This window comes from Pseudomonas alcaligenes, from assembly GCF_041729615.1.
Classification (GTDB): Bacteria; Pseudomonadota; Gammaproteobacteria; order Pseudomonadales; family Pseudomonadaceae; genus Aquipseudomonas; species Aquipseudomonas alcaligenes_B.
The window spans coordinates 4,027,858-4,041,160 of the sequence record NZ_CP154874.1 but is presented as its reverse complement, the minus strand read 5'-3'; the positions used below and the strand labels follow the sequence as shown (position 1 = coordinate 4,041,160).

Genomic DNA, 13,303 nt, shown 5'->3' with positions numbered 1-13,303 from the left:
GAACATCCAATGAGCCTGATCGTCTACGGCGCACCCTTGTCGCCATTCGTGCGCAAGCTGCGCCTGTGCCTGCTGGAGAAGGGGCTGGATTACCAGCTGGAGATCGTCACGCCCTATGGCCAGCCGGACTGGTATCGGGAACTCAATCCGCTGGGACGTATCCCGGCCTTTCGCGACGGCGAGCTGACCCTGGCCGACTCCAGCGTGATCTGCCAGTACATCGAGGAACGTTATCCGCAGCACCTGCCGCTGTTCGGCAGGGACCCGGCCGAAGCCGCCAAGGTGCGCTGGCTGGAGAAATACGGCGACTACGAGCTGGCCCCGCTATGCACCTTCGGCGTGTTCCGCAATCGCCTGCTCAAGCCCATGCTCGGCCAGGCCTGCGACGAACAGGCGGTGCAGGGTGTGCTGCATGAAAAGCTGCCGCAACATTTCGACTACCTGGAGCGGACGCTGGGCCAGGGCGAATTCTTCCTCGGCGAGCAGTTCAGCCAGGCCGACCTGGCCATCTTCACCCAGCTGCTCAACATGGAGCACGGCGGCGAGGCACTGGATGCCGCACGCTGGCCGGCACTGGCCAGCCACTACCAGCGCATCAAGGCGCGCCCGTCGGTGCAGAACGTGCTGCCGGGCGAGCTCAAGGTGATCGCCAAGATCGCCGGACAGCGCTGAGCGGGCAAAAAAACGCCGCGTTTCCGCGGCGGCAAGTTCGAGTAGCACGTCACCTGAGCTAGCGCCAGGCATGTCTGCCTGGGCGGTTGCAGCAGTCTGTCAGGGACGATCTTGCGTCTCCTGCATGACAGTTTGATGACCCTGCGCCCCGGGCAACCCATGCGGCGCCGCCAGTCGCGTCCTGAGCTGCTCGACCAACTGGTCGGCCGCTTCCCGAGTGGAAAAGGGCACGCTGCACTGCCCCACCCTGACGATCCAGCCGCGATCCGCGACCTCGCTCATGCCGATATCCATCATCTAAGGAATCGAGCCCTGCGCGCAGCCGTCCGAGACCAGCCGACAGCCTGTCGCCCCGCTCGCGCTCGCCGGCTTCGCGCGGCGGATCGACTTGGAAAGGTAACGGAAGATGCACCACCATCACCGCCTGCAGCCCGGGGTGCCAGCCAGCAGAATGCGCATGGCCTTCAGCTGTAGTTCGCCCGCCAGGGCAGGCAAGACGCCCCTGCAACTACTCCCGGAAGTGCGAATGGCTGGCATTCAAACAGCCACAGGTTGCCGGTATCTGACAGCGGCCATGCCCGCTCGCCTCGATTGCCTGAGCGACGTCCGGCGGCTAAGGTGGGCCATTGCCTCGAAGGAGAACGCCATGCCCTGGTACGCCTGGCTGATCATCGTCCTCGCCCTCGGCTCCATCCTCGGCAGCCTGTTGCTGCTGCGTGACAGCGCACGCCGCCTGCCGCTGACCGAGGAGCAGCTCAAGCGCATCCGCCAGCGCAATGCCGAGCAGGATGCCAAGGACGCCGAAGAGCGCTGACACCCCGCACAAGGACGTCGCATGCCACCGCTGCACCTGCGCCTGCTGTTGCCCGCGCTGCCCCTCGGCCTGGGCCTGGCCCTGGGCTTCATCCAGCCCCTGGGGCTGCTATGGATCGCCCTGTTCGCCAGCTGGATCCTCCTGGCGGAAGGCCGCCTGCCGGGCTGGCTGTGGTGGAGTGGCGGCCTGGTCGGCGGCATCGCCCTGGCCGCGCACCTGCTTCCCGGCTTTCAGGCCACACCACTGTGGCCAGCGCGCCAGCTCAGCGCCGACGCCCCGCCCTACGCCCTGCGCCTGGCGTGGGACAAGCTGCTGCTGGGCCTGAGCCTGCTGGCCTGGTGGCTGGGGCGTGAGCCCGACCCGCGCGGCTCTCTGCGGCGGACAGCCCTGGTCGCTCTCGCAACCCTGCTGCTGGTGCCGCTGACCGCTCTGGGGCTGGGAATGGTTGGCTGGCAGCCGAAATGGCCTCAGGAGCTGTGGCTGTGGCTGATGGTCAATCTGGGAGTGGCGGTACTGGCCGAGGAACTGTTGTTCCGCGGCTGGCTGCAGGGGGCTCTGGTAGCACGTCTGGGCGCCGCTGCCGGAATTGGCATCAGCGCCCTGTTGTTCGGCGCTGCCCACATCCCCTTCAGTCCCCTATTCGCCCTGGTAGCGGGGCTGGCCGGGCTGGGCTACGGACTGGCCCTGCACTGCAGCGGGCGCCTGTGGCCGGCGCTGGTGCTGCACGGCGCGGTCAATTTGCTACATCTGTTGCTGCTGAGCTACCCGCTACGTATGGCCTGACCTCGATGCCGTAGGGCGCGAAGATGCGCTCCAGCTCGCCATTCTCGCGCAGCAGCTGCAGGGCCTGGCGGAAGTCTTCGGCACTGATCGGCGCCTGCGGATGAAGAATGGCGTAATGCCGGTAGCGCTGGTCCTCCCACTCCGAGATCAACAGCTGTGCCTTGAGCTGGGGTTGCTCGCGCAGGCGCGCACCGAGCCAGGAACGGGTGATGGGGGCGATATCGGCGCGCCCGCGCAGCACCAGCTTGAGGTTGCTCTCGTGGGAGTAGGTGAGTACTGCGTTGAAGTGCTGCTCCAGCCATTTTGGATCGTTATTGAAACCGGCGAAGCCATAGTGGTAGCCATTGAACAAGGCCATGCGCTTGCCCATCAGCTTGTCGAAGTAATGCTGATCGCGCCCCTGCTCGGCACGGGCGATCAGCACCTCGGCATCTTCCAGACCCATGTCGACTCGAATTCCGGCGATGCCCTGCCAGTTCCAGTCCGGATTCTCGAAGATGGCGATATGGAAGCGCCCCTGACGAAAATCGTCGAAACGCCGAGGCAGGGAGGTGGCACGCAGGGCAAAACGATGCTGCCCCTGCACCTGGTTGAGGGCCATCACCAGCTCGCCAAGCAGACCGCTATTGAGGTTTTCCTCAGGCTTGATCACGTAGGGCGGGAAATGCACCGCAGCGATCAGTACCTCGTCCGCAGCGCTGGCCGCCTGACAGAACAGTGTCGTCAACGCCAGCACCGCAGCGCGCAGCAATCCCTGTCGACACCAATCCATGCTGACCTCGCATCTCTTCCCGTTGCGCAGAGACTAGCCCAGCCTCCGGCTCAGGTAAATGCAACAGAATCTGCGTCAATGCGGCATAGGGTCGGCCAGTTCGACATCAGCCTGTGCCGTCGGCAGCTGGTAGCGCACCAACAGTTCAGGCAATTTGCCACTGGCACGCAGCCCGGAGAGTAGCTCGCCAAGGCTCAGACCATCGATGGGGCCCTCGGGGCGCAGCAGGGCATGGTGGCGGTAAACCTGATCGGTACGCTCGGACACCAGCAGCTGTCGCCCCTCCTCGGGGTTCTGCCGCTGGTACAGGCGCAGGTAGGAGCGCGTCACCACACTGATATCGACGCGATCGTGCAGCAACATCAGCAAGTTGCTGTCATGGGAATAGGTCAGCACCGCGTTGAAATTGCGGATGAGGAAATCCTGGTTGGCGTTGAAGCCGGCAAAGCCATAGTGATAGCCGCTGTACAGGGCCATGCGCTTGCCCCGCAGGCTATCGAAATAGCGCTGATCGCGATCGGGAGCGGCCCGCGTGACGTAGACCTCGGCATCGGCGATCTGCAGGTCCAGCTTGTCCAGGGCTATGTCCTGCCAGCCCCAGTCGGGCGACTCGAAGAAGATCAGATCGTAGCGCGCCTGGGTGAAGTCTCGATAGCGCCGGGTCACCGAGGTCGGCACCAGGCTGAAGTGGTAGTCGTCCTGGGCCTCGTTGAGCGCAACCAGCATCTCTGGTAGCAACCCGCCAGGACTCTGGCTCTCGGGCTTGGTCACATAGGGCGGGAAGTGGTAGGCACCGACCCGCACCAACTGCTCAGCTTGCACGGCAGGCGCGCACAGTGCCAGGGCGAGGGGTAACAGCCAACGGAACATGCGCAACGTTTTCACCTCGGAACGAAGAACAAGCCGCACCTGGCACATCCCTGTCGCCGAGGCCGATCTGAGCCGGCAGTGCTTGCAGCTTAGCCTATCGGCGTCAGCCTTCCTTGATCACCAGGGCCAGAGCCTGCTCGGCCAGCTCGTCGAGGCTCATCTTGCCGCCCGGGCGGAACCAGGTGGTGGTCCAGCTCAACGCGCCGGTGAGGAAGCGCCGCAGGACGAAGGGGTCGGACTGGCAGAGCCCGGCCGTCTTCGCCTCGCCCAGTACCTCGAGCCAGATCAGCTCATAGCTGTCACGCAGGCTGAGGATGTAGGCCTGACTTTCCTCGGACAGCGAGCGCCATTCGTAGACCAGCACTCCCATGGCCTCGCCGGTGCCCCCCATGATCGACTGCAGCTCGCAGCGAATCAGCGCCAGCACCCGCTCACGCGGGCCCTGCGCCTCGGCCAGGGCGGCACGCATCAGCGCGGTGTTGTAGAGGATGGTTTCCTCCATCACCGCCTTGAGGATTTCGTCCTTGCTCTTGAAGTGGTGGAAGATGCTGCCGGACTGGATACCCACGGCGCTGGCCAGGTCGCGGACCGTGGTGCGCTCGTAGCCCTTGCTGCGGAACAGGTGGGCGGCGGTCTGCAGCAGCTTGCCACGCGGGCTTTCCGGATCGGTCAGCTCGCCACGCGCCACCAGCGCCTGCATCACCTTCCGGGCTTTCTGTTCGTCCAGGCTCATCACTACCCCACATGAATACTCGTTGCGCCGTGGATGTTAGGGGGCTGCCGGGCAGCCGAGCAAGCGCTTGGGGTAGAAAGTCGCCACAAAGACTTTTCAACCAAGCGCTTGCTTGGTAGTGTTCGCTTCACCCTATTCATGTGTTGCGGACAACTCCAATGACCCAAACCGTACGCATCGGCTGCGCTTCCGCCTTCTGGGGCGATACCTCCACTGCCGCCGCCCAGCTGGTTCGCGGCGCCGAACTGGACTACCTGGTGTTCGACTACCTCGCCGAAGTGACCATGTCGATCATGGCCGGCGCGCGCATGAAGAAGCCGGACGAGGGCTATGCCACCGACTTCGTCGAGGTGCTGGCCCCGCTGCTGGGCGAGATCGCGCAAAAGAAGATCCGCGTGATCAGCAACGCCGGCGGCGTCAACCCCACCTCCTGCGCCAAGGCCCTGGCTGCGGCCTGCGAGAAGGCCGGGGTCAACCTGAAGATCGCCGTGCTGCATGGCGACAACCTGCAGCCCAAGCTGGGCGAGCTGGCCAAGGCCGGCACCAGCGAAATGTTCACCGGCGCCCCGCTGCCGCCGATGTGCGTGTCGGTCAATGCCTACCTCGGCGCGCCGGGCATAGTCGCCGCGCTGGAGGCCGGCGCCGATATCGTCATCACTGGCCGCGTGGTCGACAGCGCGGTGGTCAGCGCCGCGCTGGTACATGAATTCGACTGGGCCTGGAGCGACTACGACAAGCTGGCCCAGGCCGCTCTGGCGGGTCACATCATCGAATGCGGCGCGCAGTGCACCGGCGGCAACTTCACCGACTGGCGCGACGTGCCGGACTACGAACATATTGGCTTCCCCATCGTCGAGGTGCAGGCCGACGGCAGCTTCGTGGTTGCCAAACCCGAAGGCACCGGCGGGCTGATCTCCACCCTCTCGGTAGGCGAGCAGATGCTCTACGAGATCGGCGACCCGCGTGCCTACTACCTGCCCGATGTGGTCTGCGACTTCACCCAGGTGCAACTGACCCAGGTCGGCGCCAACCGCGTCGAGCTGAAAGGCGCCCGCGGCCTTGCGCCGACCGCCCAGTACAAGGTCAGCGCCACCCACCCGGACGGCTTCCGCTGCACCGCCAGCTGCCTGCTGGCCGGCATCGATGCCGTGGCCAAGGCCGAGCGCGTCAGCCAGGCCATCATCAACAAGACCGAAGAGATGTTCGCCGAGCGCGGCTGGGGTCCGTACAAGGAAGTGTGCATCGAGCTGCTGGGCACCGAGGCCACTTATGGACCTCACGCCCAGAGGAAGGACACCCGCGAAGTGGTGGTCAAGCTCGGCGTGCGTCACGCCAAGAAGGAAGCACTGATCCTGTTCTCCCGCGAGATCGCCCAGGCGGCCACCGGCATGGCGCCGGGCCTGACCGGCATCGTCGGCGGGCGCCCCACCGTCTACCCGGTGATCCGCCTGTTCAGCTTCCTGGTCGACAAGAGCGCCTGTGCGCTGGAAGTGGAGATCGACGGTGAGCGCCAGCCAGTCGCCCTGCCGGAAGTCGCCGTGTTCGACGCCGGCCAGGTCGCCGACGCAGCCGCCCTGCCCACCCCGGCCGGCAACGCCGATGCGACCGTGCCGCTGATCAAGCTGGCCGTCGCCCGCTCCGGCGACAAGGGCAACCACAGCAACATCGGCGTGATGGCCAGAAAACCCGAGTATCTGGCGTGGATCGCGGCTGCGCTCTCCGAAGGCGCCGTGGCGCAATGGATGGCGCATGTTCTCGACGGCCAGACCGGCAAGGTCAGCCGCTGGCACCTGCCGGGCAGCCACAGCCTGAACTTCCTGCTGGAGAACGCCCTGGGCGGTGGCGGTGTCGCCAGCCTGCGCATCGACCCGCAGGGCAAGGCCTTCGCCCAGCAGCTGCTGGAATTCCCGGTTCCGGTGCCGCGTGCACTGGCTGACAGCCTGTAAGGACAACACACACGATGAGTTACGACTCCGTATTCAAGCCCGGCCTGTTCAGCGGCCAGACCATCCTGGTCACCGGCGGCGGCAGCGGCATCGGCCGCTGCGTGGCCCACGAACTGGCTCACCTGGGCGCCCGGGTGGTGCTGGTCGGGCGCAAGCTGGAAAAGCTGGAAAAGACCTGCGGCGAAATCCTCGAGGACGGCGGCAAGGCCAGCTTCCAGGTGTGCGACATCCGTGACGAGGAAGCGGTCAAGGCCATGGTCAAGGCGGTCATCGCCGAGCAGGGCCACATCCATCACCTGGTCAACAACGCCGGCGGCCAGTTCCCGGCACCGCTGATCGGCATCAACCAGAAAGGCTTCGAGACGGTGGTGCGCACCAACCTGGTCGGCGGCTTCCTGGTGGCCAAGGAAGTCTACTTGCAGAGCATGAGCAAGACCGGCGGCAGCATCGTCAACATGCTCGCCGACATGTGGGGCGGCATGCCCGGCATGGGCCACTCCGGAGCCGCACGCGCCGGCATGGAGAACTTCACCAAAACCGCCGCCTACGAATGGGGCCATTCGGGCGTGCGGGTCAATGCCGTGGCGCCGGGCTGGATTGCCTCCAGCGGCATGGATACCTACCCGGAGTCCATGAAGAACATGATCCGCAACCTCAAGGATCACGTGCCGCTGCAGCGCATCGGCACCGAGTCGGAGGTGGCTTCGGCCATCGTCTTCCTGCTCACCCCGGGCGCCAACTTCATCAGTGGCAACACCATCCGCATCGATGGCGCCGCCAGCCAGGGTACCCGTGCCTGGACCCTGGGCAAGGCGAAATCCAGCGAGTCCTACAACGGCTTCCACCGGGCCTATCTGCCCGAAGTATTCAAGGATCAGGAGTAACCCCATGCCTGTCATCCAGTCGGAAATCGACGTTCACGGCGAAGGCTTCGCGCAGAACCGCGAGGCCATGCTGGCCGCCATCGCCAGCTTCCGCGACGTGGAGCAGAAGGTGCTGGACAAGGCCAATGAGGCCAAGGCCAAGTTCGAGCGCCGCGGCCAGCTGCTGCCGCGCGAGCGCCTGAACCTGCTGCTCGACCCGGGCGCGCCCTTCCTCGAGCTGTCCTCGCTGGCCGGCTACAAGCTGCACGACGACAAGGACGGCAGCATGGCCGGCGGCGGCATCATCGCCGGTATCGGCTACATCGCCGGTGTGCGCAGCCTGGTGATCGCCAACAACAGCGCGATCAAGGGCGGCACCATCTCCCCCACCGGGCTGAAGAAATCCCTGCGCCTGCAGCAGATCGCCTTCGAGAACAAACTACCGGTGGTGACCCTGGCCGAAAGCGGCGGCGCCAACCTCAACTACGCCGCCGACATCTTCGTCGAAGGCGCGCGCGGCTTCGCCAACCAGGCGCGCATGTCGGCCATGGGCCTGCCGCAGATCACCGTGGTGCACGGTTCCAGCACCGCCGGCGGCGCCTACCAGCCGGGCCTGTCCGACTACGTGGTGGTGGTGCGCGGCAAGGCCAAGATGTTCCTCGCCGGCCCGCCCCTGCTCAAGGCCGCCACCGGTGAAGTGGCCACCGACGAACAGCTGGGCGGCGCCGAGATGCATGCCCAGGTCGCCGGCACCGCCGAATACCTGGCCGAGAACGACGCCGATGGCGTGCGCCTGGCCCGCGAGATCGTCGGCATGCTGCCGTGGAACCAACAACTGCCGGCTCGTGAGAAACGTACCTGGCGCGAGCCGCTGTACCCGGCCGAGGAGCTGCTGGGCATAGTCCCGGCCGATGCCAAGAAGCCCTATGACGTGCGCGAGATCATCGCGCGCATCGCCGACGGCTCGGAGTTCCTCGACTTCAAGAACGAGTTCGACAGCCAGACCGTCTGCGGTCACCTGGCCATCGAAGGCCACAGCTGCGGCATCATCGGCAACAACGGCCCGATCACCCCGCGTGGCGCGGCCAAGGCTGCCCAGTTCATCCAGCTGTGCGAGCAGAGCAATACGCCGATCCTGTTCTTCCACAACACCACCGGCTTCATGGTGGGGACGGAGTCCGAGCAGAACGGCGTGATCAAGCACGGCTCGAAGATGATCCAGGCCGTGGCCAACGCCACCGTGCCCAAGCTGACCATAGTCGTCGGCGGCTCCTACGGCGCAGGCAACTACGCCATGTGCGGTAGAGGGCTGGATCCGCGCTTTATCTTCGCCTGGCCCAACAGCAAGACCGCCGTGATGGGCGGCGCGCAGGCCGGCAAGGTGCTGCGCATCGTTACCGAGGAGAAGCACCTCAAGGAAGGCAAGGAAGCCGATCCGAAAATGCTCGACATGCTCGAGCAGATGACTGCGCAGAAACTCGACAGCCAATCCACCGCGCTCTACGGCACTGCCAGCCTGTGGGACGACGGCCTGATCGACCCGCGCGATACCCGCAAGCTGCTGGGCTTTCTGCTCGACATCTGCGCGGAGGCCGCGGTACGGCCGCTCAAATCGTCCACCTTTGGCGTCGCCCGCCTGTAACCCCATTAGGAGCCTGCATCATGATCTTTACCCAGGAACACGAAGAACTGCGCCGCACGGTCAGGAATTTCGTCGAGAAGGAAATCAACCCGCACGTCGACGAATGGGAAAAGGACGGTCGCTTCCCGATCCACGAGATCTTCAAGAAGGCCGGTGATCTGGGCCTGCTGGGCATCTCCAAGCCGGAAAAGTTCGGCGGCATGGGCCTGGACTACAGCTACTCCATCGTCGCCGCCGAAGAGTTCGGCACCATCCGCTGCGGCGGCATCCCGATGTCCATCGGCGTGCAGACCGACATGTGCACCCCGGCCCTGGCCCGCTTCGGCTCCGATGAACTGCGCGAGCAGTTCCTCGCTCCGGCGATTGCCGGCGACATGGTCGGCTGCATCGGCGTCTCCGAAGTGGGTGCTGGTTCCGACGTGGCCGGCCTGAAGACCACCGCCCGCAAGGACGGCGACGACTACGTGATCAACGGCAGCAAGATGTGGATCACCAACTCCCCGTCGGCCGACTTCATCTGCCTCCTGGCCAACACCAGCGACGACAAGCCGCACGTGAACAAGTCGCTGATCGTGGTGCCGATGAAGACCCCGGGCATCACCGTCAGCCCGCATCTGGACAAGCTCGGCATGCGCAGCTCGGAAACCGCTCAGGTGTTCTTCGACAACGTGCGCGTACCGCAGCGCTACCGCATCGGCCACGAAGGCGCAGGCTTCATGATGCAGATGCTGCAGTTCCAGGAAGAGCGCCTGTTTGGCGCGGCCAACATGATCAAGGGCCTGGAGCACTGCGTGGACAGCACCATCGAGTACTGCAAGCAGCGCCACACCTTCGGCAACCCGCTGATCGACAACCAGGTGATCCACTTCCGCCTGGCCGAACTGCAGACCGAGATCGAATGCCTGCGCGCCCTGGTGTACCAGGCCACCGAGCAGTACGTGAAAGGCCGCGACGTCACCAAGCTGGCCTCCATGGCCAAGCTCAAGGCCGGTCGCCTCGGCCGCGAAGTCTCCGACGCCTGCCTGCAGTACTGGGGCGGCATGGGCTTCATGTGGGACAACCCGGTTTCCCGCGCCTACCGCGATGTGCGCCTGGTCAGCATCGGCGGTGGTGCCGACGAAATCATGCTGGGCATCATCTGCAAGCTGATGGGCATTCTGCCTGGCAAAAAGAAGTAAGGAGCACGTCATGGCCGAGCTGCCGAACTGCGACACCCTGCTGCTCAACCTTGAAGGTGGCGTGCTGCACGTCACCCTCAACCGCCCGGACAGCCGCAACGCCATGAGCCTGGCCATGGTCGAGGAACTGCGCGCTGTGTTGCGTGCCGTGCGCCATGACCAGAGCGTGCGTGCCCTGGTGCTGCGCGGCGCCGGCGGCCATTTCTGCTCCGGTGGCGACATCAAGGACATGGCCTCTGCCCGAGCGAAGGGAGGCGACGCCTACCGCGAGCTGAACCGGGCTTTCGGCAGCCTGCTGGAGGAAGCCCAGTGCGCGCCGCAGGTGCTGGTCGCCGTGCTGGAGGGCGCGGTACTCGGTGGTGGTTTCGGCCTGGCCTGCGTCTCGGATATCGCCATCGCCCACGCCCAGGCCAAGTTCGGCTTGCCGGAAACCAGTTTGGGGATTCTGCCGGCGCAGATCGCGCCCTTCGTGGTGCGGCGCATCGGCCTGACCCAGGCCCGCCGCCTGGCCCTGACCGCCGCCCGCTTCGACGGCGCCGAGGCCCTGCGCCTGGGCCTGGTGCACTTCAGCGAAACCGACGACCAGGCCCTGGTCGACCGCCTCGCCGAGAGCCTGCAGCAGATTCGCCAGTGCGCCCCCGGCGCCAACGCCGCGACCAAGGCGTTGCTGCTGGCCACCGAGACCGAGCACCTCGGCAGCCTGCTCGACCACGCAGCCGGCCAGTTCGCCGAAGCGGTGCTGAGCAGCGAAGGCATGGAGGGCACCATGGCCTTCGTGCAGAAGCGCAAGCCGAAGTGGGTGGAGTGACTCTCCCCTCTCCCATTCATGGGCGAGGGAACAAATCGAAGTAGCCCGGATGCAATCCGGGAACCGACACCCCGGATTGCATCCGGGCTACGACTAGCAGGAGCACGACGATGCCCGCCTTCAACAAGATCCTGATCGCCAACCGCGGTGAAATCGCCTGCCGCGTCATGCGCACCGCCAAGGAACTCGGCTACCGCACCGTGGCGGTGTACTCCGAGGCCGACGCCGGCGCCCGCCACGTACAGGTGGCCGACGAGGCCGTGTGCATCGGCCCGGCGCAGGTCAACCAGTCCTACCTGGTGATCGACAACATCATCAAAGCGGCGCAGAAGACCGGCGCCGACGCCATCCACCCGGGCTACGGCTTCCTCTCCGAGAACGCCGACTTTGCCCGCGCCTGTGAGGCTGCCGGCATCGTCTTCATCGGCCCGACCGTGGAAGCCATCCACCTGATGGGCAGCAAGCGCCTGTCGAAGATCGCCATGCTCGAAGCCGGCGTGCCGTGCATTCCCGGCTACGAAGGCGCGGCTCAGGACGACGACACCCTGGTGCGTGAGGCCGAGCGCATCGGCTATCCGCTGATGATCAAGGCCAGCGCCGGCGGCGGTGGTCGCGGCATGCGCCTGGTGCATCAGGCCAGCGAGCTGCAGGAGCAGATCCGCACTGCCCGCTCGGAAGCGCAGAACGCCTTCGGTTCCGGCGAGCTGATTCTGGAGCGTGCGGTGATCCGTCCGCGCCACGTCGAGATCCAGGTGTTCGGCGACCAGCACGGCCACATCGTCTATCTGGGCGAGCGCGACTGCTCGGTGCAGCGCCGCCACCAGAAGGTGGTCGAGGAAGCGCCCTGCCCGGTGATGACCCCGGAACTGCGCCGCGCCATGGGCGAGGCAGCAGTCAAGGCCGCCGCACGGGTCAACTATGTCGGCGCCGGCACCGTGGAATTCCTGCTGGATGCCAGCGGCGAGTTCTTCTTCCTGGAAATGAACACCCGCCTGCAGGTGGAGCACCCGGTCACCGAACTGATCACCGGGCAGGACCTGGTGGCCTGGCAGATCCGCGTGGCCGAAGGCCAGGCGCTGCCGCTTGCGCAGGACGAGATCAGCCTCACCGGCCATGCCATGGAAGTGCGCCTGTACGCCGAGGATTCGGCGCACAACTTCCTGCCGCAAACCGGCCGTGTGCTGCGCTGGGAACCGGAATTGCTGGAAGGCATCCGCATCGACCATGGCCTGGTGGAAGGTCAGGAAGTCACGCCCTTCTACGACCCGATGCTGGCCAAGGTCATCGCCTACGGCGCGACCCGTGAGGACGCCCGGCGCAAGCTGGTGCGCGCCCTGGAGAACTGCGTGCTGCTGGGGGTCAACGGCAACCAGCGCTTCCTCGCCAACCTGCTGGCCAACCCTGAGTTCGCCGCCGGCAACGCCACCACGGCCTTTATCGCCGAGCACTTTGCCAGCGACGAAAGCCTGGCCCCGCAGGCGCCGGCCGCCAGCGAGCTGGCCATTGCTGCCGCCCTGCTCTATCAGGAATCGGCCAACAGCCGCAGCCACCAGTCGGGTCTGGCCGGCTGGCGCAGTGCCGGCAGCGCGCCGTGGCGCTTCATCCTCAAACAGGGCGAACACAAGCACGAGATCGAGCTGGACGTGCTCGGCGATGGCGCCCAGCCGCAGCTGCGCGCCCGCGTGGGCGACAGCCAGATTGAACTGCGCCTGCTGGCCAGCGATGGCCGCTGGCTGACCCTGGAGCAGGACGGCATCCGCCGCCGCCAGGCCTACCACCACGACGGCGACCACCTGTGGCTGTTCGGTCACTTCGGCAACCTGGAACTCACCGACGTGACCCACGAACCGGCCGGCGGGCAGAACGCCGCCAGCTCAGGCGCGGTGAAGGCGCCGATGGACGGCGCCATCGTCGAGGTACTGGTCGAGGAAGGCGCGCGCGTCAGCAAGGGCCAGCTCCTGGTGGTGCTGGAAGCCATGAAGATGGAACACCCGCTCAAGGCCGGCGCCAACGGCGTGGTGCGCCGGGTCGGCGTGAGCCAGGGCGACCAGGTCAAGAACCGTCAGCTGCTGGTGGAAATCGAGGCCGACGCCTGATGCGGCCGTAGCCCGGATGAAATCCGGGAGCCAATCCAACCCGGATTGCATCCGGGCCAAATAAAAACCGCCCCCTCTCCCTCCGGGAGAGGGCTGGGGTGAGGGACCAACGAGCCCCACCCAACC

At 65.8% G+C, this 13,303-nt stretch carries 13 protein-coding genes; 9 read left to right on the top strand and 4 right to left on the bottom strand.

The window, feature by feature from the left end:
* The first annotated feature begins 9 nt into the window (after positions 1-9).
* Complete coding sequence (locus AAG092_RS19575; RefSeq protein ID WP_373387975.1) at positions 10-672, top strand: glutathione S-transferase family protein; 663 nt, start codon at positions 10-12, stop codon at positions 670-672.
* 99 nt (positions 673-771) lie between these two features.
* Here the strand turns inward: AAG092_RS19575 and AAG092_RS19570 are convergent, their stop codons facing one another.
* Complete coding sequence (locus AAG092_RS19570) at positions 772-969, bottom strand: SPOR domain-containing protein (RefSeq protein ID WP_373387974.1); 198 nt, start codon at positions 967-969, stop codon at positions 772-774.
* A gap of 349 nt (positions 970-1,318) precedes the next feature.
* Here AAG092_RS19570 and AAG092_RS19565 point away from each other — a divergent pair, with 349 nt between their 5' ends.
* Both AAG092_RS19565 and AAG092_RS19560 read left to right on the top strand, forming a co-directional pair.
* Complete coding sequence (locus AAG092_RS19565) at positions 1,319-1,486, top strand: DUF2897 family protein (RefSeq protein ID WP_110682014.1); 168 nt, start codon at positions 1,319-1,321, stop codon at positions 1,484-1,486.
* A gap of 21 nt (positions 1,487-1,507) precedes the next feature.
* On the top strand, positions 1,508-2,269 hold the full coding sequence (locus tag AAG092_RS19560; RefSeq protein WP_110682015.1) for a CPBP family intramembrane glutamic endopeptidase: 762 nt from the start codon (positions 1,508-1,510) through the stop codon (positions 2,267-2,269).
* Here AAG092_RS19560 and AAG092_RS19555 read toward each other — a convergent pair.
* The 3 genes from AAG092_RS19555 to AAG092_RS19545 form a co-directional block, all read right to left on the bottom strand.
* Positions 2,220-3,041, bottom strand: a complete 822-nt coding sequence (locus tag AAG092_RS19555) for a transporter substrate-binding domain-containing protein (RefSeq protein ID WP_110682016.1) — start codon at positions 3,039-3,041, stop codon at positions 2,220-2,222. The genes AAG092_RS19560 and AAG092_RS19555 overlap by 50 nt on opposite strands.
* Before the next feature lie 75 nt (positions 3,042-3,116).
* A complete protein-coding gene (locus AAG092_RS19550; protein ID WP_110682355.1) occupies positions 3,117-3,911 on the bottom strand; it encodes a transporter substrate-binding domain-containing protein in 795 nt (264 codons plus the stop codon).
* A gap of 103 nt (positions 3,912-4,014) precedes the next feature.
* Positions 4,015-4,638 (bottom strand): TetR/AcrR family transcriptional regulator, encoded by a 624-nt coding sequence (locus AAG092_RS19545; RefSeq protein ID WP_373389627.1) that lies wholly within the window; start codon positions 4,636-4,638, stop codon positions 4,015-4,017.
* Positions 4,639-4,802: 164 nt separating this feature from the next.
* On the opposite strand from AAG092_RS19545, the gene AAG092_RS19540 reads away from it, so the two are divergent.
* From AAG092_RS19540 to AAG092_RS19515, 6 genes are all read left to right on the top strand, one after another.
* Positions 4,803-6,590, top strand: a complete 1,788-nt coding sequence (locus AAG092_RS19540) for an acyclic terpene utilization AtuA family protein (protein ID WP_373387973.1) — start codon at positions 4,803-4,805, stop codon at positions 6,588-6,590.
* 14 nt (positions 6,591-6,604) lie between these two features.
* Complete coding sequence (locus AAG092_RS19535; RefSeq protein WP_373387972.1) at positions 6,605-7,474, top strand: SDR family oxidoreductase; 870 nt, start codon at positions 6,605-6,607, stop codon at positions 7,472-7,474.
* A 4-nt stretch (positions 7,475-7,478) separates the two neighbouring features.
* On the top strand, positions 7,479-9,095 hold the full coding sequence (atuC, locus tag AAG092_RS19530; protein ID WP_373387971.1) for a geranyl-CoA carboxylase subunit beta: 1,617 nt from the start codon (positions 7,479-7,481) through the stop codon (positions 9,093-9,095).
* A gap of 20 nt (positions 9,096-9,115) precedes the next feature.
* A complete protein-coding gene (gene atuD / locus AAG092_RS19525) occupies positions 9,116-10,273 on the top strand; it encodes a citronellyl-CoA dehydrogenase (protein WP_373387970.1) in 1,158 nt (385 codons plus the stop codon).
* 10 nt (positions 10,274-10,283) lie between these two features.
* Positions 10,284-11,081 (top strand): enoyl-CoA hydratase/isomerase family protein, encoded by a 798-nt coding sequence (locus AAG092_RS19520; protein WP_373387969.1) that lies wholly within the window; start codon positions 10,284-10,286, stop codon positions 11,079-11,081.
* Positions 11,082-11,191: 110 nt separating this feature from the next.
* Positions 11,192-13,177, top strand: a complete 1,986-nt coding sequence (locus tag AAG092_RS19515; RefSeq protein ID WP_373387968.1) for an acetyl-CoA carboxylase biotin carboxylase subunit — start codon at positions 11,192-11,194, stop codon at positions 13,175-13,177.
* The last annotated feature ends 126 nt before the right edge of the window (positions 13,178-13,303 follow it).